Here is an 18,509-nt window from a genome sequence, read left to right as displayed (position 1 = left end):
GGATCTGGTCCGGTCCGGAATGAAGAATTCCACTAACCTGGGGATGAGACTAAAGGTCCAGTGTGGCAGTTTCCTAAGATATACACGTTTGTTAACTCATTATAAATACGTTATATTTTTATACTCAGCATAAAAAAGCGAAAACTATCCGACTATACCTACACTTTAAAAATGAGACAAGTTCTAATCCTCTCATTTAGTTTCTCATGGTATGCGTGAGGACGGCCATACGAAAAGGGGATGCTGGACCTCAGATAGGCCCAGCATCCCTCCGTATTGTGGCGGCGACTACTCGCTGCAACACAGCGACTGTGAGTTCACGTCAAGAAGTATCTGACCAGCCGCTCAACTCCGCATCCAATCTCATTATCTACTCATGGTCCAGTCTGTGCAGCGGGTGCTGTTCCCCAGGCCGAGATCACCTGCGCGGAGATCTCCCGGAAGATCGGTGCGGCCAGCTGAGAGCCGTGATGCCTCTGCTTCGCACCATGCACCATCACCGTGATCGTCACCCGCGGCGCTTCCGCCGGCAGGAACCCGGCAAACACGCTGTCGTAGACCGTGCTGGAATACCGCCCGTCCACGACCACCTGCGCCGTCCCAGTCTTCCCGGCCAGGTCGAAGCCCTTGATTCCCGCCTGCGGGAAGATGCCCTCGTTGATCACGTTCAGCAGCAGCTGCCGCGTGGTGCGGGCCACCTCGGGGCGCAGGACCTCGCGCCGCTCCAGTCCACCCGCGCCCTCGACCAGCCGGGGCGCCACGTACTGCCCGTCGTTGGCCAGCACGTTGAACGCGGCGAGCAGCTGCAGGTTGGTGCCGCTCATGCCCTGCCCGAAGGCGTTCGTGGCCCGGACCAGATCGTTCCAGCGCGTCAGCGGCTGCAGCTGCCCGGTGGCCGTGGGCATGACCGGCAGCGGCACGTCCTGCCCGAAGCCGAACTGCGTGAGGTAATCGCGCATCTTCTGAGGCTGGAAGTGCTCGACGATGTGCGTCATGCCGACGTTGCTGCTGTACCGCAGGATGCCCTGGGTGGTCAGGGTGGCCGGGTGCGCCACCGCATCCCCGATCCGGCTGCCCCAGCGGCCCCCCACGAAGCGGCTCATGGGGGTGCTGTACAGGGTGTTCGGTGTGGTCAGGCCCTCGTTCAGCGCAGCCGCGACCACCAGCGCCTTGATGGTCGACCCGGGCTCGAAGACGTCAATGAACGGCCGGTTGCGGCGGGCGGCGCTGCTGAACGACCGCCACGTGTTCGGATCGAACGGCGGGTAGCTGGCGGCGGCCAGGACCCGCCCGGTGCGCGTTTCCAGGACCAGTGCCGACGCGTACTCCGCCTGGTGGTCCGGCACGGCCCTCGCCAGCGCCGCTTCCGCCGCGGCCTGCACCTGGGTGTCCAGCGTCAGCTTCAGGTTCTGCCCTGCGGTGAGCGAGCCGTTGTACGCCGCCTCCAGACCTTCCAGGCCCTCGGTGTCGCCCATCATGCCCAGCACCTGTCCGGCCAGTGCACCCTGGGGGTACACGCGTTTGCCGTTCACGCTGGTGGCCAGCACCTGCCCGTCGGCGGCCAGGATGGTCCCCCGCGCCTGGATGGCCCGCTGACGGACACCCTGCGGGGCGCCCCACTCCAGCTGGGCGTAGGCCCACACCAGCGTCAGGAACATGGCCAGCGCGATGAAGCGCATCAGGGCGGAACGGGTCCGGATCTTCACTTCCACTGGGTCCTCACCTCCACGGTGCGCGGCGCGGCCGGCACGTGAGCGGCCTCGGGTACACCGGCAATGTCAGCCGCGCCCTTGGAGGCCACGGCCGAGAGCTCCATTCCGTTTGCTTTGGCCCACGCGATGATGCGCGGACGGCTCTCCAGGGTCTGCAGTTGCAGCGAGAGGTTGTCCCTCTGCGTGATCAGCGTCTGTTCCCGCGTCTGCGCTTCACGCAGGGCCGGGCGCACACCGGCAGTCGAGGCGCGCACGCTGACCAGCGAGACCACCAGCGCCACGTAGATCAACAGGTACCGCACGGCCCGCGCCCGCCAGGTCGGCAGCGTCAGGTCCGGATCGACGGTCGGCAGGCGTCTCATGCGTCCGTCCGCTGTGCGCCGCGCAGTTTGGCACTGCGGGCCCGGGGATTGGTGCCCTGCTCCTCATCGGTGGCGATCACGGGCCGTTTCGTCAGGGGTTCAAGCCGCTCGCTGCCCAGCAGAAAACGCTTCACGATGCGGTCCTCCAGCGAGTGGAAGCTGATGACCGCCAGCCGCCCACCGGGGGCCAGCAGCATCTCGGCGGCGGACAGTCCGTCACGCAGCGCGCCGAGTTCGTCGTTCACGTGGATGCGCAGCGCCTGGAAGGTCCGCCGCGCGGGGTGGATGCCTTTCGAGAAGCCAGGGTAGGCCCGCTTGACGATGTCGGCGAGTTGCACGGTCGTCTCGATAGGCGCCTGCTCGCGCGCCGCGACGATGGCCCGCGCGATGCGGCGCGACAGGCGATCCTCGCCGTACTCGTAGATGATCGACGCCAGCTCCTCGGCCTCGTACTCGTTGACCACGTCGGCAGCGCTCTCGCCGGACTGGCTCATGCGCATGTCCAGCGGGGCCTCGGTGTGGTACGAGAAGCCGCGCGCGGTGTCGTCCAGCTGGAAGGAACTCACGCCGATGTCGAGCAGGATGCCGTCCACCTGCGTCACGCCCACCCCGGCCAGCAGCGCAGCCATGTCGCGGTAGTTGCCTTCCAGCACGGTCAGGCCCTGCGGGTTGGCGGCGCGGGCGCGGTCCAGGGCATAGGGATCCTGGTCGATGCCGTACACGGTCGCGCCCGCCGCGAGCAGCAGGCCTGTGTGTCCCGCGCCGCCCAGCGTGCCGTCCACGAACACCTTGCCCGGCGCGGGCTGGAGCATCTCCAGCACCTCGTCCGCCAGGACCGGCACGTGCGAGAGGGAGTCGCCCGATTCGGGCGTCAGATCGTCGGATTGAAACGCTTCCCCGGTGGGGGTCGCGTGGGGGTCAGTGGGAAAGTCAGGGTCAGTCATTGGAATCACGCCACGAAGTTCGTGAGAAGGTCAGGTTTGGGCGGGTTGTCCTGCACAGCCGTGATGGCCGCTTCCCAGCGGGCCGGATTCCACAGCTCCAGGCGACCGGGCGCTCCCGCCACGATCACCTCGCTGTCCAGACCCGCGAAGGCCCGCAGCGTCTGCGGGACCGACACGCGGCTCTGGTTGTCCAGTCGCGCCTTGTTCGCGCCGGAATAGAAGAACCGCACGAACGCGCGCGACTCGGCGTCCGTGAGCGGCAGGCCCTCAAGCTGGTCCTCCACGCGCTTCCAGCTGGACAGCGGGAACACGTACAGGCAGCCCTCCATGCCGCGCGTCAGGATCATGCCGTCCTCCACGAAGTCACGGAACGCGGGTGGCATGACCACGCGGCCCTTGTCGTCGATGGTGTACGGGTACTCTCCAAACGGCAAACGTCTCCTCTCTTCCCCACTCCCTCCCACCACGGACCGCGGCAGAAGGGAAGGTCACGGCCAACCGTGAACACGAGCTAAACGCATTTCGGTTGATGCAGCGAGTGTAACAGCCACCACCACGATTTACCACCGATTCCCACCGCGCCCCCACTTTTCCCACCAGTTCCGCCCCTGATCCCCACCGGCACTCCACCCCGGCGGCAGGACACCCACCCCGGCACCCACCCGCTACCCTGCCCGCATGACACCCACCCACACCCTGAGAAGCGGCGCGATCCTGGCCGCGCTGGCCGTCGCGCTGGGCGCCTTCGCCGCGCACGGCCTGAAACCCCGCCTGGACGCCGCGATGCTCGCCAACTTCGAGACCGGCGCCCGCTACCAGATGTACGCCGCCCTGGCCCTTCTCGCGCTGGGCACCCAGGACGCGCAGCGCCGCGCGCCGGGGTTCCTGCTTGCCGGAGCTGTCATCTTCAGCGGCAGCCTCTACATCCTGGCGCTGACCGGCGTGAAGGCACTCGGCGCGGTCACACCCATCGGCGGCGCGCTGATGATCGCCGGGTTCGTCCTGGAGGCGCTGGACGTGAAAAGAGGGGTGTAGGTTGTCGGTTGTGTGCTGTCGGAAAGGCTGTTCCCACCACCTGCAACCCACCGCCCACAACCTGAAGCAGGCCGCCTCCGGGTAACCGGGGCAGCCTGCTTCGTGTGGTGCGGGGGAACTGTAAGCCGGGTTCTGTCCGCCACTCGCGTGACTGTTCGGCCATCTCTCTGGGACGCGTGTCGCCACGCGCCTCAAGCGACCATCCTGGCGGTCATCGGGCGGGCCGCCCTCGCGCACTGTCGGGTCTTGCACCGGATGGGGTTTACCAGCGCTCCCGGTCTCCCGGGGGCCTGGTGCGCTCTTACCGCACCGTTTCACCCTGACCACCTGCCCGCCCGCGCCGGGGCTTCACGTTCTGCACGTCAGCAGGTGGCGGTCTGGTTTCTGTGGCACTGTCCTTCGGCTTCGCCGCCACCCACGCGCAGGCGCGCGCAGTGGGCGCTTGACTCGCCGACCAGCCGTTAGCTGGCATCCTGCCCTGCGGTGCCCGGACTTTCCTCACCTGAACTCACGCCCAGGCGCGGCCGAACATTCCCCCGCAAGGACAGAGCATAGCAGGCCGGGTTGTGGACTGTGGGGTGGCGGAACAGCAGTTTCCACAGTCCACTATCCCCTCACCCCCAGCGTTTCTGGATGCGTTCCCACTGACGGTCCCAGATGGCCGCTGGGACCTTCTCCGGGTGCAGCAGGTCCTGCAGGTCGCGCTCGTCGAGCTGCTGGTACTCGCCGACCTCCATGTTGCCCAGCCACAGGCCGCCCACGCGGTAGCGCAGCAGGCGCGTGACCGGGTGGCCGATGTCCTCGAGCATGCGGCGCACCTGCCGGTTGCGGCCCTCGCCGAGCGTCACGAACGCCCCGCCGCGCGCCGGGGTCGCCTGCAGCGCCCGGGCCGGGCCGTCCTCCAGCTTCAGGGTGCCGTCCGTCAGGGCGTCCAGGTCCGCCTGGGTGGGTTCCTCGGGGCCGTCCGTCCAGGCGCGGTAGGCCTTCTCGTGCCCGAAGCGCGGGTGGGTCATGGTCAGCGTCAGGTCGCCGTCGGTCGTCAGAAGCAGCAGCCCTTCCGAGTCGCGGTCCAGGCGACCGACCGGGTGCAGGCCCGGAATGCGCGGCATGGCGTCCAGGACGTTGCGGCGGCCGTACTCGTCGCGGGCGGTCGTGACGTACCCCCGCGGTTTGTACAGCATGTACGTGACCTTCGGGACGCTCTCGGTCTCGATCAGCTGCCCATCCAGGCGGATGTCGTCCGCGTCGGTGACGGTGCGGCCCAGCACGGCGACCTCGCCGTTCACAGTGATCCGCCCGGCCGCGATCATCTCCTCGGCGGCGCGGCGCGACGCGACTCCCGCGCGGGCGAGGCGTTTCTGGAGGCGTTCGGGGCTCACAGGCGCCCCCGGCGGGACGGCGTGCCCAGGATGCCCAGGACGGCCAGCGCGGCCAGCACGCCCGCCACGACCAGCAGGCTCGAGCGGATGGCGGCCGGGAGGGCGTCCCCACCGCGCAGCGCCGCCGGAACGAGCGCCGCGACGAGCAGCAGATGCCCGCCGACGAGTCCGCCGACCTTCACGCGGTCCGGCGCGAATCCTGCCGCGGCCTGGAACGCGCCCCACGCGAGCACCAGTGCGCCCGCTCCGCGCGCCAGCCACAGGGGTGACACCCCGATCAGGGACGCGACGTCCGGCGGCAGGAAGTAGAGGTACAGGCCCAGCGGGATGAACAGCAGGGCGGTCAGCCAGAACGCGACACGCAACACAGGACCCAGTCTACCCGCCCGGATGAAAGGAAACGTCCCGCGCGGTCCCGGCCGCCGCGGAACCCTGCGGCGGCCCCGCACCTGCTACCCTCCCCCGTATGCCCGTGATTGCCGTGGACAAGCCCCTGAACCTCACCTCGCACGATGTCGTGAACCGCGCGAGGCGGGCGCGCGGCACCAAACGCGTCGGGCACACCGGGACGCTGGACCCGCTGGCGACCGGGGTGCTGGTACTGTGCGTGGACGACAGCACGAAGGTCGTGCAGTTCATGGAGGCCGACAGCAAGGATTACCTCGCGTGGATCAGCCTGGGGGCCGGTACGCCCACCCTGGACGCCGAGGGACCGGTCGAGGAGGTCGCGGAGGTGCCCACGCTGGACGCCGCGCGCGTGCAGGAGCTCCTGAACACCTTCACCGGGCCGCAGGCACAGGTGCCGCCGCAGTACAGCGCGATTCAGGTGGGCGGCCAGCGGGCGTACGCGGTCGCCCGCGCCGGGGGCGCACTGGACCTGCCCGCGCGGAACGTGGTGATTCACTCGCTGGACCTGCTGGGCGTGTACCCCAGCGTGGACGCCGCGCCGCGCACCTTCGACCCGCAGGACTGGACCCCGGCGGATACGGGGCACACCTTCACGCTGCCCCCGGCGCTGGGCGAGTACCCCACCCTGTTCGTCCGCGCCAGCGTGGGCAGCGGCACGTACCTGCGCTCCCTCGCCCGCGACGTGGGGGCCGCACTCGGCGTGCCCGCGCACCTGGGCGGCCTGGTCCGCACCCGCGTGGGCCGCTACGACCTGCGGGGCGCCGTGACCGTGGACGACCTGCCCGGCGCGACCGGCATTCCCGACCTGGCCGCACTGGACTTCCCGGTCATCGAGGCCGACGAACGCCTCGCCCGCGAACTCCGCCAGGGGAAACGCCCGGCCCACACCGCCCAGGGCCGCCACGTCGTCACCCTGGGCGGCGACCTCGTGGCCGTCGTGGACGGCAACGGGGAGCAGCTGAAAGTCGTGCGCGCCTGGGCGTAAGGGAGGCAGGAGGGAGTGGGGTCAGCTCTTCCCACTCCCCACGTTCGACTGACGAGATCAGTACCCGGGGGCCACCTGCGGCTGCGCGATCCCGATGCCTTCCAGGCCGCCCGCGAGGCGGACGAGGCGTTCGTCCTGGAGGGGCGGCGCGATGAACTGGATGCCGACGGGAAGGCGCACGCCCTGTGCATTGTCGAATCCGGCTGGGACGCTCAGGGCGGGCAGGCCCGCGAGATTGATGGCGACGGTGTCCACGTCGGCGGCGTACATGGCCAGGGGATCGCTGGTCTTCTCGCCGCGCCGGAAGGCGGGGAAGGGACTGGTGGGCGTGACGAGCACGTCGAACTGCACGAAGGCCTGGGTGAAGCGGTCGGCAATAAGGCGGCGGACCTTCATGGCCTTGCTGTAGTACGCGTCGTAGTAGCCGCTACTCAGGGCGTAGGTGCCGATCAGGATGCGGCGCTGCACCTCGGGTCCGAAGCCCTGCTCGCGCGTGAGGGTCATGGCTTCCGTCAGGTCGCTGCCCTGGGCGCGCTGGCCGTACACCATGCCGTCGAAGCGGGCGAGGTTGCTGCTCGCCTCGGGCATGGCGATCAGGTAGTACGCGGCGATGGCGTACCGCAGTTCGGGCAGGCTGACCTCGCTGACGGTCGCGCCCGCGCCGCGCAGGGCAGAAAGCGTGGCGTTCAGGGTGGCGTCCACGCCCGCCGTGTTCCCCGCGAGGCTCTCGGTGATCACGCCCACACGCAGGCCGCGCAGGTCGTCCGGAGTGCCTGCCGCGAAGGTGGGGGGCGCGTCCAGGCTGGTGGCGTCAAGCGGGTCGTGCCCGGCGATGACGTTCATGATCAGCGCCAGATCCTCCGCGCTGCGGGCGAACGGCCCGATCTGGTCGAGGCTGCTGGCGTACGCGACCAGCCCCGAGCGGCTCACGCGGCCGTAGGTGGGTTTCAGGCCGTACACGCCGGTGAACGCGGCGGGCTGCCGGACGCTGCCGCCCGTGTCGCTGCCCAGGCTGACGTCCACGAGGTTCGCCGCGACCGCCACGGCGCTGCCACCGCTGCTGCCGCCCGGCACGCGGCCGGTGTCCCAGGGGTTCAGGGCAGGGCCGTGCGCGCTGCTCTCGGTGGAGCTGCCCATCGCGAACTCGTCCATGTTCGCCTTCGCGACGATCACGGCGCCCGCGCGGGTCAGGCGCGCGGCGGCCGTCGCGTCGTAGGGGCTGACGTACCCGCGCAGGATGCGGCTCCCGCAGGTCGTCTCGGTGCCCGTCACGTTGATGTTGTCCTTCACGATCACCGGCACGCCCGCCAGCGGCAGGGTCTCCCCGGCGTCCAGGCGGGCCTGCACCGCCTGCGCCTGCGCCTGCGCGTTGGGATTGACGCTGACGACGGCATTCAGCTCGCGGGCCGCCTCGATACGGGTCAGGGCCTGATCGGTCAGGTCCTGCGGGGAGAGGTCACGCGCCTGAACGCGGCGCGCCTGAGTTGCGGCGGAGGTGAAAGCCATACCGCGCCAGTGTACCGGGCGTCTCCCCCACCGCCGCGAAGGAGGATCAGACGGGCTTGACCAGAACCGACTCACCGGCGCGCAGGGACGTGCGCATCAGCAGTTCCGGGGGAATCATCAACTGCGTGGTGAGATTCGCACTCACGCGGACCGGCAGGGAGAACACCTGCCCCGCCTCGTTCCGGACCGCCACGAACTGTGGGTGGCGGACGATGTCCTCCTTCCAGCGGCGGAAAATCACCTCATCCACCAGCACCACGTCCCGCACCTGCCGCGTCACCGTGACCACCAGCCGCGCTGTACGCGACCGCCGAGGCACCAGCAGACCCACCCGGATCAGCTTCAACAGCAGCCGCCGGGCTTCCGGGTCCCGGGCCAGATCACCGATCGGTTTCTGCGTATCGATCTGCCGCAGCACCTGCTGCTCCTGCAGACTCCACCGCAGACGCTGCACACGTTCAGGCGACGTGATCCGGCCCGGACCATCGAAGGGAAGGTCCGTCACGGGAAGCAGGTCCAGCGCCTCCAGCGTCACCTCGTCCAGAGGCGCGTCCAGTCGCGGATTGGGATGCCGCACGCCCTCATCGAAGTGGAACCTCCCGATCGGCTCCTGCATCAACCGGATCAGGGCGGGCACTCCCTCGTCCTCACCCAGCTGAAGGTGCCGGACGCGGCCGTCCTGCAACCACGCCTGAAACCGCCCGTCCGTCCGGAGGACCGTCAGGACGCCGCTCCGACCCTGCTCGGACAGCAGGTAGAGCAGCTCGAGGAAATCGAACGTTTCGAGGTTCGTCGCGGATGTCGTCATGGAAGGAGGAGGACCGACCCGCTCACGCTCCGGACCAATCGCCAGGCTCCATGTTCGCTCATCTCGGACAGACCGGCAAGAGGGCATGACTGAACGGCCACCCGGAAACGACCTCAACTGCGCAGGAGATGCGCGAACTGCCCGGACTCCAACGGAGGCAGATCCGTGAGTGACGTCAACCCGAATTCCAGCAGAAACTTCTCCGTCGTGCCGTACAGCAGCGGCTGCCCCACGGCGTCAGAGCGGCCCACCACCTTGATCAGTTCCCTCTCCTGCAACGTCAGCACCGTGCTTGCACTCCCGCCCCGCATCGCCTCGATCTCCGCCCGCGTGACCGGCTGACGGTACGCCACGACCGCCAGGACCTCCAGCGCCGCGCCACTCAACGCAGGCAACGCCGGGGGCGCCAGCAGCGACGACAGGTGCGGCGACGTGACCGACGGAACCACCAGACGGTAACCACCCGCCACCGCCTCCACCTGAAACCCCAGGTCAGCCTCCGCCACCCGGCGCGTGAACGCCGCCGCCTCCCGGACCGTCGCGTCCTCAGACAGATCCAGCACCTGAGCCAACTCGCGGACCGTGACCGGACGGCCCGCCGCCAGCAGCGCCGCCCCCAGCAGCGCCGAGAACGACGGACGACTCACGACTGAACCTCCAGCGCCGCGAGCAGCGTGGCTGCCGGAACTGCCCCCTCCCGGAGAATCTGACACGACGAGAGGTCCAGCACCGTGCTCGGCACGCCCCGGGCCGGCACGCCCCCATCCGGCAAGACCAGATCCGCCAATCCACACGCCACCGCCTCGTCGTAACTCAGCGCCGGCGGCTCACCGCTCCGGTTACAACTCGTCGTCGCCAGAACGCCACCCACCCGCCCCAGCAATTCCAGCGCCACCGGATGGTCCGGAACCCGGATCCCCACCCGCCCCCCCGGGGCCAGTTCAACCGGACACAGAGGAGACGCGTCGGTCACCACCGTCAACGGACCCGGCAGGAAGGAAACCAGGCGGCGCAGGGCAACCGGTAACTGGACGTAACGCTCAGCCGTCTCGACACTTGCAAACGAACCCTGCACCGGTTTCTCCGCGAGGCGCCCCTTGACCGCATAGAGCCGCGCCACACCCTCCGTGCCGGGCAGAGCAGCCAGCCCCCACACCGTCTCACTGGGATAGGCGACGAGCCCCCCCTGACGGAGAACAGTCTCAGCCTGCACGAACCCTCTCTCCCACTCAGGACTCAAGAGCCCTTTCGTCCCATCATCCGGCAAACCGCCCATCATTCACCACCTGAACGAGACACACCAGGGTTCACCCCCAAACGCATAAGACCTCCGCAAGATCAGAAGCATATACTGCTCAGCATGCCCGTCTTCGAATACCGCGTGCGAGACCGCTCCGGCAAGGTGCTGAAGTCCCAGATGGAAGCCGAGACGGCGAACAAGGTCCGCGACGCCCTGCGATCCAAAGGCCTCATGATCGTCGAGATCAAGCCGCCCAAAAGCGGCCTGAACGCCGACATAAAAATTCCATTCCTGGACAACCGTCCCCCCGGACTTAAACAGGTGGCCATTTTCAGCAAACAGTTGGCTACGCTGATCAACGCAGGTGTACCACTTGTACAATCACTGGCTATCTTGCAGAAGCAGATTGAGCACAAGGGCTTTCAAAATGTCGTCAAAGAGATGAGGACAGAAATCGAAGGAGGAACTCCACTCAGCGAAGCTATCGCAAAACATCCCAAAATATTTAACAGGCTCTATTTGAATCTCGTCAGGGCTGGCGAAACAAGTGGGACGCTAGATTCAGTACTCGAGCGAATCGCAGCATTTCAAGAGAAAGAGCTTGCACTTAGAGGAAAGATCAAGAGCGCGCTTACTTACCCAACCGTAGTCCTAGTTTTTGCAATGTTAATTACATATTTCCTACTTACAACAATCGTTCCGCAATTCGCCGGTATTTTATCGCAACTCAATGCCCCTTTGCCTTTTATCACGAAGATGTTAATGGCGGTATCTGATTTTTTGCAGAACAGGATACTTATTCTTGTGGGGGTTGGGGCAGTATTTACTTTTGCGTATAGATCGTATTATAAAACCCCCAAAGGCAGGATCGTTATCGACGAAATAAAACTTAAAACTCCCATCCTCGGCAATCTTATCCAAAAAAGTGCAATTTCATCATTTGCTCGCACCTTTGGACTCCTTATCAGCAGTGGAGTCAACATAATTGAAAGCCTGGAGATAACTAAAGGAACGGCGAACAACGCTATAGTAGAAGACAGCATTGAAAATGCCAAAAACGTCGTTATGGTTGGCGAACAGATGAGCAGCAGCCTCGCATCTAGCAAAGTATTCCCGCCAATGGTGGTAAGCATGATCAATATCGGCGAAGAAACAGGCTCGCTGGATGACATGCTCGATAAAATCGCCGATTTTTATGATCGTGAAGTAGACGAAGCTGTTGACGGAATGACAGCTGCTATTGAACCACTCATGATCGTATTCCTGGGTGGCATTGTGGGGACCATCGTTGCCGGGATGTTTCTCCCCATGTTCAGCATCATCGGTCAGCTGAGCCAATAAAAAAGCAGATCATCAAACCAGCCCCTCTTGTCCAAGAGGGGCTGGTTCTTCTTTAACCTTACTTCAGGACTGATCTGACGGCAGAGTCGACATCCAGCAATCGGATATCGGCATTGATGGCTCTTGAGCTTGCGATCAACCGGGTTCTGATTTCTGTTGCGGTCAGGCCAGGGTTTGCGGCGCGCATGAGGGCGGCGGTTCCGGCGACGAGTGGGGCGGAAAAGCTTGTGCCGGCGCTGAGAGTGTATTGGTTTCCTGGGGCGAGGGTGAGCAGCTGGCCGGCGTTGGTGGCGTCCGGGCAGCTTCCTGTGCCTCCTGGGGCGGCGAGGTCGAGGGGGCGGGGGCGGGTGGCATTTGGCCGGGCGCTGTAGCAGGCGAGTTGCGTGTCGTTGGATCCGACTGCGCCGACGGCGATGACGTCCGGGTGGCTGGCGGGGAAGTACACGCCGTCTATGGCTGTGTTGCCGGCTGATGCGACGAGAACGGCTGTTTTGGCGACGTCGGTGAGCGCCTGGAAGAGGATCTTGTCGCCGGGGTCGCCGGCCAGTCCGAGGCTCATGTTGATGACCTGAGCGCCGCGGTCCACGGAGGCCCGCAGGCCCTGCGCGAGGGCGCTGGTGCTGCCGCCTCCTGTGCCGAGGACTTCAACGGCGAGCAGCGGTCCGCTCCACGTGACCCCGGCAACGCCGAGGTTGTTGTTGGTGGTGGCACCGACCAGACCGGCTGAGGCGGTGCCGTGGCCGCTGCGTGTGTCCGACACGGCGCCCTGGTCGAGCACGGACACCTGCTGGCTGATCCGTCCGGCGAGGTCCCCGTGCGTGGCTTCCACCTTTGAGTCGAGGATGGCGGTCAGGGCTCCCTGTGGGGTTTTGCCGCACTGTTGCAGGAATTCCCAGGCTTCAGGGGCTTTGATTCTCGTGAGGTAGGTTTGGAAGTAGCGGGCGCCGCCGATGGATACGCCGGTGTGTCCGCCGCCGGGTACACCGGGGTCGTTGGGGATGGCGAGCGGCTGGTACAGGAAGTCCGGTTGGGTCGTCACGCCCTGGGCGCGAAGCGTCGCCGCGACGGTGGATTCCTGGCCGACGGGCGCTGAGATGATCGCCACGCCGGGCAGAATCTCCTGCGCCTGGGCGGTGAGGGTCGAGAGTTTTGGGCCGCCTGGGACGCTGCTGACGAGAATGCGCCCCGGCACGTGCGGCTGACTCCAGTCGGCGGCGCCCGGCGTCCAGGCCGCTGCTTCGGGCACCGCTGTCGTCTGCGCGGCCAGCCGGGTGGTCTGGGGGCAGATGGACGTGGTGGGTGGGGGGGTAGGGGGTGGGGTTGAGCCGCCCGGGGTGCTGCCACCACCTCCGCAGGCGGCGAGCAGCAGCGGGAGGGTCAGGGCAGGGAGGATTGAGCGCATGTCTCAGCGTACGCAGAATGCCCTGACGGTCACCTGAAGGGAACATCCATAAATGTCTCCCCCGCTCAGCTGTATCGTCCGGCCGGTCAGTGAACGCGCACACCCCGTGAGAGCGGCTGCTTCTGCACCCACTTCACGAACTTCTGCACCTCCTCCCGCTCGCGGATCGCGTCCACGGTGTTCAGTTCATTCGCCAGCTGCGCGTTGCTGAACGTCTTCACCAGGAACCCCTGGCACGCCGCACACATCTTCACGGTGGGAATCTCGCCCAGTTTCACCCCCTGCCGCCGCCCCTGCGACTTCGGCACGAGGTGATGATCCGTCATGTCCCCCTCACGCCCGCACAGGACGCACGTGTCCAGCGGTTCCGTCTGCGTGTCCTCGATCCAGCTGGCCTGCTCGCGTTCCTTACGACCCATGACGGCACCATAGCGTCCGCGCCGCCATAGGTCTGTGGGGTCAGGCTGGCGCGGACGCTTCCAGCAGGGTCCGCCCGGCCTGCTCCCAGATGCGCGGGGCGACCGCGACGTGCTGCGCGGCCGCGTGCGCGTCCCGGAACGCGCGGGACAGGACACCGCTGCGCAGACTGGCGCCCCCGGCCAGTTCGTGCGTGATCTGCGTGACCCGCGCGGCCGTGACTGCCGCGTGGCGGGCCATGACGGCCGCCTCGGCGACGTCCTCCGACGTGACCTGCTGCCCGGCCGTCACCGCCTCCCACAGCCGCCCGGTCACGTCATGCGCGAACGCCCGGGCGGAGCGCAGCATTCCCTCCGCCTCCGCGTACCGCGCCCAGACGGACGAACCCAGCCCCTCCACCCCGCGCCGCCCCAGCTCGGCACGCAGTTCATCCAGGGCGCCCCGCGCGATGCCCAGCGGCACCGGCGCACTCCACAGTGACAGCAGCGCCGGGAACGGCACCCGGAACAGCGCCCCACCGTCGCGGGGCCCGTCCTGAAAGCGCAGCGTGCGCCCCGCCGGAACGAACACGTCCTGCGCCACCACGTCATGACTGCCGGTCGCGCGCAGGCCCAGCACGTCCCAGTTCGGCACGACCTCCAGGTCCACCACCGGCATGAACACCTGCACCGGTGCCTCGCCCGGCACCAGGCACCCGCCCAGCATCCAGTCCGCGTGCCGCACGCCACTCGCGTACGACCAGCGGCCCGACACGAGGTACCCGCCGGGGACCGGCCGCGCCTCGCCCGACGGGCGGAACACGCTGGCGCACACCACGTCCGGCCCGTCCAGCACCTCCCGCGCCGAATCCACGTCCAGCCACCCGGTCAGGGCCACGCTGGCCGCGCCGATCATCAGGCACCACCCGGCCGAGCCGTCCGCCCGGGCCACGTCCTCCACGGCGCGCAGCACCTCCGGCAGCGGCAGCACCGGCCCAAACGACGCCGGACGCATCCCCTGGAATAACCCCGACCCGTGCAGGGCCGCCAGCGTCCCCGCCGTCAGTGCGCCCTGCCGCTCGCTGTCGGCGGCGTTCGCGCGCACCACCTCGAACACACACAGGGCCGCCTGCTCCGGCGACAACCGCTGGACTGTACTGGTCATGTGGTCATCGTACGGCAAGCGCTGGACGTGGCCGAGGAAAAGTGAACGAGACCCGCCCAGTTTCCCGGGCGGGTCTCGTTCATTTCAGGTCCGGCTTAGGCTTTGACTTCGTTGCTCTTGGCGAGGATGCCGCGGAGCACGGTCTGGAGGATGCCGCCGTTCTTGTAGTAGTCGATTTCGACGGGCGTGTCGATGCGGCACTGGACGGTGATGGTGCGGCTCTGGCCGTCGGCGGCGGTGATCTTGACGGTGACGTCCTGGCGGGGTTTGAGGTCGCCGGGGAGGATCACGTCGAAGGTCTCGTCGCCGTTGATGCCCAGGCTCTCGGCGGTCTCGCCGTTCTTGTACTGCAGGGGCAGGACGCCCATGCCGACGAGGTTGCTGCGGTGGATGCGCTCGAAGCTCTCGGCGATGACGGCCTTCACGCCGAGCAGGAAGGTGCCCTTCGCGGCCCAGTCGCGGCTGCTGCCCATGCCGTAGTCCTTACCGGCGAAGATGACGAGGGGGATGTTGCTGGCCTTGTAGTTGACGCTGGCGTCGTAGATGCTGCTGACCTGTCCGGTGGTGTAGTCGGTGGTGAAGCCGCCTTCGGTGCCGGGGGCGAGCTGGTTTTTCAGGCGGATGTTGGCGAACGTGCCGCGGGTCATGATGCGGTCGTTGCCGCGACGGCTGCCGTAGCTGTTGAAGTCTTTCGGCTGGATGCCGCGTTCGGTGAGGAACTTCCCGGCGGGGGTGTCGGCCTTGAAGGAACCGGCGGGGCTGATGTGGTCGGTGGTGACGCTGTCGCCGACCTTCACCAGGGCGCGCGCACCCTCGATGCTGACGATGTCGCTGGGGCCTCCGGCGAGGTTGTCGAAGAAGGGGGGGTTCTGGATGTAGGTGCTGTCTTCCTTCCAGTCGTACAGCGCGCCTTCCGCGACGGGGATGGCGTTCCAGTCCTGGTTGCTCTTCTCGATGCCGTCGTAGACCTTCTTGAACATCTCGGCGTTGATGGCCTGGTCCATGACCTGCTGGATTTCGGCGGTGGTGGGCCACACGTCGCGCAGGTAGACGGGCTGACCGTCTGGGCCGGTGCCGATGGGGTCGTTCACGATGTCGTTCACGACGGTGCCGGCCAGGGCGTACGCGACGACCAGGGGCGGGGAGGCGAGGTAGTTGGCCTTGATGTGGGGGTTGACGCGGCCTTCGAAGTTGCGGTTGCCGCTCAGGACGCTGGCGACGACGAGGTCACCTTCGTTGATGGCGTCCACGGTGGGTTCGGGCAGCGGGCCGCTGTTGCCGATGCAGGTCATGCAGCCGTAGCCAACGGTGTTGAAGCCGATCTGGTCGAGGTAGCTCTGGAGACCGGCGGCTTCGAGGTACTCGGTGACGACGCGGCTGCCGGGGGCGAGGCTGGTCTTGACCCAGGGTTTGCTCTTGAGGCCCAGTTCGACGGCTTTCTTGGCGACCAGTCCGGCAGCGATCAGGACGCTGGGGTTGCTGGTGTTCGTGCAGCTGGTGATGCTGGCGAGCGTCACGGCGCCGTGGCCGATCTTGATGTCGGTGCCGGTGATGGTGCCCTGCGCGTCCAGCTTGCCTTCGGGCAGTTCGAAGCCGCGGGCCTTGACGGGCGCGGTGAGGGCCTCGTTGAAGACGGTGTGCATGCCGGTCAGGTCCACGCGGTCCTGGGGACGCTTGGGGCCCGCGAGGCTGGGGACGATGGTGCCCAGGTCGAGTTCGATGGTGTCGGTGAAGACGGGGTCGACGGTGTCGTCGGTGCGGTACATGCCCTGGGCCTTGTAGTACGCCTCGACCAGTTCGACTTCGGTGTCCAGGCGGCCGGTGCGGCGCAGGTAGCGCAGCGCCTCGTCGTCCACGGGGAAGAAGCCCATGGTCGCGCCGTATTCGGGGGCCATGTTGGCGATGGTGGCGCGGTCGGGGAGGGTCATGTTGCTCAGGCCCGCGCCGTAGAACTCGACGAACTTGCCGACGACGCCCTTGGCGCGCAGCATCTCGGTGACGCGCAGCGCGAGGTCGGTCGCGGTGGCGCCTTCGGGCATGGCGCCCGTGATCTTGAAGCCGATCACTTCGGGCATCAGCATGTAGATGGGCTGGCCGAGCATGACGGCTTCGGCCTCAATGCCGCCGACGCCCCAGCCGACGATGCCCAGGCCGTTGATCATGGTGGTGTGGCTGTCCGTGCCGACGAGGCTGTCGGGGTACACGACGACGCCGTCATCTTCGGGGCGGCTCTGGACGCCCTTGGCGAGGTACTCCAGGTTGACCTGGTGCACGATGCCGCTGGCGGGGGGCACGACGCCGAAGTTGTCGAAGGCCTGTTGGCCCCAGCGCAGGAACTCGTAACGTTCGCGGTTGCGTTCGAATTCGAGGGCCATGTTGTTGGCCAGGGCGAACTCGGTGCCGAACTCGTCCACCTGCACGCTGTGGTCGATGACGAGGTCCACGGGGATCAGCGGGTTGATCTTGCTGGGGTCACCGCCGAGCTTGACCATGGCGCTGCGCATGGCGGCGAGGTCCACGACGGCGGGCACGCCGGTGAAGTCCTGGAGGATCACGCGGGCGGGTTTGAAGGGAATCTCGACTTCCTCGTTGACGGGTTTCCACCCGGCGACGGTGGTGACGTCCTCGCGGCGGACGTCGTAGTCGTTCGCTTCGCGCAGGACGCTCTCGAGCAGCACCTTGATGCTGACCGGGAGGCGGCTGATGTCGTGGCCCTGCTCCTGAAGTTTGTTCAGGTTGTAGTAGTAGAGTTTCTGACCGCTTTGCGTGGTGAGGACGTCGCGCGTCCCGAACAGGTTCATCGCCATGATTGGTTTCCTCCTTGCCCCCGACGGGGCGGTTCTTCCATCATAAATGTTCCGTGTGTGGGCGGGCGTTACCCGTGCAGGCACGAAAGCCCGACATCGTCACCCCGCCGGGGACAACGCACGTCGGTCGGGGTCGCCTCCCCCGGACGCCGGGGCCGCCGCTCGCGCATACTTCAGGACGTGACCGCTTCCCTCGCCCCCCACGAGTCCGCCCGCCTCTCCGCGCTGGAACAGACCGTCCGCGACGGCCTGCGCGACTTCCGCCGCACCGGACAGGCCCTCAGCGAGATCCGCGACAACGGGTTCTACCGCGCCTCCTACGAGTCCTTCGAGGCGTACCTGCAGGACCGCTGGGGCTTCACCGCCCCGCAGGCCGGACGCCTGATCGACGCGTCCGACGTCGCGAAAGTCCTCGATCCGCTGGGCATCCAGCCGAAGAACGAGGCGCAGGCCCGCTCATACCGCGCCGCCGCGAAGGTCATCGAGGAACTGGAACCCGAACAGCAGCGCGTCATCGCCCGCCTCGTGGAGGCCGCCGCGCCCGACACCCAGCCTGAAATGGAAGGCGAGGAGGACGTGCCGTGGGACGTGCCCGCCGCCGAGGTCCGCATCATGGCCAGCGTCGTGAAGAAGATGCAGCCCGACGCACTCGTCCACCACCCGGACAGCGGCGACGAGGTCCCCTTCGACACCCTCACGAACCCCGAACGCTTCGAGGTCATCCGCACGCACGTCGACCAGAAGACCCAGGCGTACCGCGAGAAGCAGGAGGCGAAGGCGAACGCCCCGCAGGCCGAGAAGATCAACTGGGCCGACTGGGTGCTGAACACCGCCGCGACCAGCCTGAGCCACGGGCAGCGACTGGAGATCACCGTGGAACCCGACGGGAGCGGCGCCGCCCGCGCGGTCGCCCGTATCGTGGACGGCAGCACCGGCGAGGTCCTCTCCGCCGGGGCCGGGGCCGTCACCCTGAAGAAAGCCGTGCTGAACCTCGCCGCCGAACTGAAGTAACGCCGGACG

Annotated in this window: 18 protein-coding genes and 1 other RNA gene; 4 read left to right on the top strand and 15 right to left on the bottom strand. The window is 67.1% G+C overall.

The features are described 5' to 3' along the window. Nucleotides 1–374 precede the first annotated feature (374 nt). The 4 genes from IEY69_RS08995 to mraZ are packed head-to-tail and all read right to left on the bottom strand — an operon-like array spanning nucleotide 375 to nucleotide 3,452. Nucleotides 375–1,712 (bottom strand): peptidoglycan D,D-transpeptidase FtsI family protein, encoded by a 1,338-nt coding sequence (locus IEY69_RS08995; RefSeq protein WP_189072779.1) that lies wholly within the window; start codon nucleotides 1,710–1,712, stop codon nucleotides 375–377. Beyond that, nucleotides 1,703–2,074 carry a hypothetical protein gene (locus IEY69_RS08990; protein WP_189072778.1) on the bottom strand — a complete coding sequence of 124 codons (372 nt, stop codon included), beginning with the start codon at nucleotides 2,072–2,074 and terminating at the stop codon, nucleotides 1,703–1,705. The genes IEY69_RS08995 and IEY69_RS08990 overlap by 10 nt, the downstream gene beginning before the upstream one ends. After that, nucleotides 2,071–3,018 carry a 16S rRNA (cytosine(1402)-N(4))-methyltransferase RsmH gene (gene rsmH, locus IEY69_RS08985; protein WP_189072777.1) on the bottom strand — a complete coding sequence of 316 codons (948 nt, stop codon included), beginning with the start codon at nucleotides 3,016–3,018 and terminating at the stop codon, nucleotides 2,071–2,073. Before rsmH ends, IEY69_RS08990 begins: the two co-directional genes overlap by 4 nt. Before the next feature lie 5 nt (nucleotides 3,019–3,023). Beyond that, nucleotides 3,024–3,452, bottom strand: a complete 429-nt coding sequence (gene mraZ / locus IEY69_RS08980; RefSeq protein WP_174368260.1) for a division/cell wall cluster transcriptional repressor MraZ — start codon at nucleotides 3,450–3,452, stop codon at nucleotides 3,024–3,026. A gap of 244 nt (nucleotides 3,453–3,696) precedes the next feature. Here mraZ and IEY69_RS08975 point away from each other — a divergent pair, with 244 nt between their 5' ends. After that, the gene (locus IEY69_RS08975) at nucleotides 3,697–4,053 is read left to right on the top strand and encodes a DUF423 domain-containing protein (protein ID WP_189072776.1); all 357 of its coding nucleotides are present in this window, start codon (nucleotides 3,697–3,699) and stop codon (nucleotides 4,051–4,053) included. Nucleotides 4,054–4,158: 105 nt separating this feature from the next. Here IEY69_RS08975 and rnpB read toward each other — a convergent pair. The 3 genes from rnpB to IEY69_RS08960 form a co-directional block, all read right to left on the bottom strand. Beyond that, nucleotides 4,159–4,593: RNase P RNA component class A (gene rnpB, locus IEY69_RS08970), an RNA gene on the bottom strand. Between the two features lie 74 nt (nucleotides 4,594–4,667). Further along, a complete protein-coding gene (locus tag IEY69_RS08965; RefSeq protein WP_189072775.1) occupies nucleotides 4,668–5,432 on the bottom strand; it encodes a pseudouridine synthase in 765 nt (254 codons plus the stop codon). Then, the gene (locus IEY69_RS08960) at nucleotides 5,429–5,800 is read right to left on the bottom strand and encodes a hypothetical protein (RefSeq protein ID WP_189072774.1); all 372 of its coding nucleotides are present in this window, start codon (nucleotides 5,798–5,800) and stop codon (nucleotides 5,429–5,431) included. Before IEY69_RS08960 ends, IEY69_RS08965 begins: the two co-directional genes overlap by 4 nt. Nucleotides 5,801–5,898: 98 nt before the next feature. On the opposite strand from IEY69_RS08960, the gene truB reads away from it, so the two are divergent. Further along, nucleotides 5,899–6,825: a tRNA pseudouridine(55) synthase TruB gene (gene truB / locus IEY69_RS08955; protein ID WP_189072773.1), complete on the top strand. Its 927-nt coding sequence runs from the start codon at nucleotides 5,899–5,901 to the stop codon at nucleotides 6,823–6,825. 57 nt (nucleotides 6,826–6,882) lie between these two features. Here the strand turns inward: truB and gatA are convergent, their stop codons facing one another. The 4 genes from gatA to IEY69_RS08935 form a co-directional block, all read right to left on the bottom strand. Further along, nucleotides 6,883–8,331: an Asp-tRNA(Asn)/Glu-tRNA(Gln) amidotransferase subunit GatA gene (gene gatA / locus IEY69_RS08950; protein WP_189072772.1), complete on the bottom strand. Its 1,449-nt coding sequence runs from the start codon at nucleotides 8,329–8,331 to the stop codon at nucleotides 6,883–6,885. 46 nt (nucleotides 8,332–8,377) lie between these two features. Continuing rightward, entirely contained in the window at nucleotides 8,378–9,139 is a 762-nt protein-coding gene (locus IEY69_RS08945; RefSeq protein ID WP_189072771.1) for a DUF4388 domain-containing protein, read from the bottom strand. Between the two features lie 113 nt (nucleotides 9,140–9,252). Continuing rightward, entirely contained in the window at nucleotides 9,253–9,786 is a 534-nt protein-coding gene (gene scpB, locus IEY69_RS08940) for an SMC-Scp complex subunit ScpB (protein WP_189072770.1), read from the bottom strand. Beyond that, nucleotides 9,783–10,418 carry an L-threonylcarbamoyladenylate synthase gene (locus IEY69_RS08935; protein WP_229783781.1) on the bottom strand — a complete coding sequence of 212 codons (636 nt, stop codon included), beginning with the start codon at nucleotides 10,416–10,418 and terminating at the stop codon, nucleotides 9,783–9,785. Before IEY69_RS08935 ends, scpB begins: the two co-directional genes overlap by 4 nt. Before the next feature lie 81 nt (nucleotides 10,419–10,499). Between IEY69_RS08935 and pilC the strand changes: the two genes are divergently transcribed. After that, nucleotides 10,500–11,720 carry a type IV pilus assembly protein PilC gene (gene pilC, locus IEY69_RS08930; protein WP_189072769.1) on the top strand — a complete coding sequence of 407 codons (1,221 nt, stop codon included), beginning with the start codon at nucleotides 10,500–10,502 and terminating at the stop codon, nucleotides 11,718–11,720. Between the two features lie 58 nt (nucleotides 11,721–11,778). Here the strand turns inward: pilC and IEY69_RS08925 are convergent, their stop codons facing one another. The 4 genes from IEY69_RS08925 to acnA all read right to left on the bottom strand — a co-directional run bounded on the left by IEY69_RS08925 (nucleotide 11,779) and on the right by acnA (nucleotide 17,489). After that, nucleotides 11,779–13,122, bottom strand: a complete 1,344-nt coding sequence (locus IEY69_RS08925) for a S8 family peptidase (protein WP_189072768.1) — start codon at nucleotides 13,120–13,122, stop codon at nucleotides 11,779–11,781. Nucleotides 13,123–13,208: 86 nt separating this feature from the next. Next, a complete protein-coding gene (locus IEY69_RS08920) occupies nucleotides 13,209–13,541 on the bottom strand; it encodes an HNH endonuclease (RefSeq protein ID WP_189072767.1) in 333 nt (110 codons plus the stop codon). Nucleotides 13,542–13,581: 40 nt separating this feature from the next. Then, on the bottom strand, nucleotides 13,582–14,682 hold the full coding sequence (locus tag IEY69_RS08915) for an acyl-CoA dehydrogenase family protein (RefSeq protein ID WP_189072766.1): 1,101 nt from the start codon (nucleotides 14,680–14,682) through the stop codon (nucleotides 13,582–13,584). Nucleotides 14,683–14,777: 95 nt separating this feature from the next. Further along, complete coding sequence (gene acnA / locus IEY69_RS08910) at nucleotides 14,778–17,489, bottom strand: aconitate hydratase AcnA (protein WP_189072765.1); 2,712 nt, start codon at nucleotides 17,487–17,489, stop codon at nucleotides 14,778–14,780. A gap of 180 nt (nucleotides 17,490–17,669) precedes the next feature. Here acnA and IEY69_RS08905 point away from each other — a divergent pair, with 180 nt between their 5' ends. Beyond that, nucleotides 17,670–18,500 (top strand): hypothetical protein, encoded by an 831-nt coding sequence (locus IEY69_RS08905; protein WP_229783780.1) that lies wholly within the window; start codon nucleotides 17,670–17,672, stop codon nucleotides 18,498–18,500. Nucleotides 18,501–18,509: the final 9 nt, after the last annotated feature.

Origin of the sequence: Deinococcus sedimenti, assembly GCF_014648135.1 — a bacterium.
Taxonomy (GTDB): domain Bacteria; phylum Deinococcota; class Deinococci; order Deinococcales; family Deinococcaceae; genus Deinococcus; species Deinococcus sedimenti.
This window is presented reverse-complemented; position numbering and strand designations above follow the sequence as displayed.